This window comes from Acinetobacter uliginosus, assembly GCF_044130295.1.
Classification (GTDB): Bacteria; Pseudomonadota; Gammaproteobacteria; order Pseudomonadales; family Moraxellaceae; genus Acinetobacter.
Window position 1 is genome coordinate 1 of sequence record NZ_JBIQOC010000194.1, and the last position, 1,172, is coordinate 1,172.

Annotated in this window: 1 protein-coding gene and 1 pseudogene; both read right to left on the minus strand. The window is 37.5% G+C overall.

The features are described from left to right. Positions 1 to 463 precede the first annotated feature (463 nt). Positions 464 to 652: pseudogene (locus ACE01T_RS17690) on the minus strand (IS4 family transposase); the annotation flags it as partial. Continuing rightward, complete coding sequence (locus ACE01T_RS17695; RefSeq protein WP_395519795.1) at positions 649 to 921, minus strand: rhodanese-like domain-containing protein; 273 nt, start codon at positions 919 to 921, stop codon at positions 649 to 651. The pseudogene ACE01T_RS17690 and the gene ACE01T_RS17695, both read right to left, overlap by 4 nt. Between the last annotated feature and the right edge of the window lie 251 nt (positions 922 to 1,172).

Here is a 1,172-nt window from a genome sequence, read left to right on the forward strand (position 1 = left end):
TAATTGAACCGCTCTTTCTCTGATTTCAGGGGTATATTTTAATTTTGTCATCGGGATAGTCTCTCAGAATATTGACTCTCCGACAAACCCGGTACGGTTCAGTTTACTTTTTTCGTTCAAAAAAAAAATACATAACTTAAGAGAAGGCGTATACTTTATAATAACAAATAGAATCACCTAGGAGCAGACAAATGCCTCTCAAATTTGTAATCCGATTCGCGAGTATTTTGTTTTCATTATTAATTCTGGTTGTTATCGCGACTCAATTTTTATTTTCAAGTAAGGTAACAACGGACATATGGATCATTTCATTTCCTATTATTTTGGCTATTCCAATCTTGACATCTATTGTTTTTGCAAAAAATGATGAATTCAGTATCCATTCTATGGATTAATGTATTTATATGAATTGATAAAGTAATGTCCTAATCACTGAAAAGCTCATTACAAGGTGCAATGCTGTTCACTTAAGAGGAGCAGCATTGTGATCTACCGGATAACGGGTTTTTGACATCTTAACCGTTCGGGGTGTTGTTGGCCTCGAACGCCTTTCCAGAAACAGGCTACCCATCCCTGATCTCAGCTCCGATAGCCGCCTGCCAGTCCCTGACAAAGGGTTGGCATTCGCCATCACAATCAGCTGAACGGCTATTTGGCCAATCTGCGTGTCGCTGGAATGCTCCGGTGCGCCGATAAACAAATGGTCACCACGGGCTGATCCAGATTGAGCCCCAATGACTGTATTGTAGATTCATTCAACTGTGTAATAGGTAAATTAACAGCACCTTTTATATGACTGTGTTTAAACTCTTGAGCACTTCGGACATCAACAATCTGTACAATTTCCTGTTTCTGTAATAATTCCTGACAAGTGATTTCAGGCACCTTGCCCCAAGGTAGATACATCAGAATATTAAACATGATTTTCCTCTATTAGAACAGTTGTTATCCGCGACTTATATTTATAAGGATTTAAAATAAAAATAAGTAGTAAAATAAATATAAGCCAATCTTGGGTTAAACTTCAAATCTATCCTCATAGAAAATACAATGACTTTTTAATAACCAAACTGAACCGTACCGGGTTTGTCGGAGAGTCAATATTCTGAGAGACTATCCCGATGACAAAATTAAAATATACCCCTGAAATCAGAGAAAGAGCGGTTCAATTA

What these genes read in the sequence shown, in the direction of transcription:
- ACE01T_RS17695 (WP_395519795.1), bottom strand. Translation starts at nt 921, where the DNA reads ATGTTTAATATTCTGATGTATCTACCTTGGGGCAAGGTGCCTGAAATC.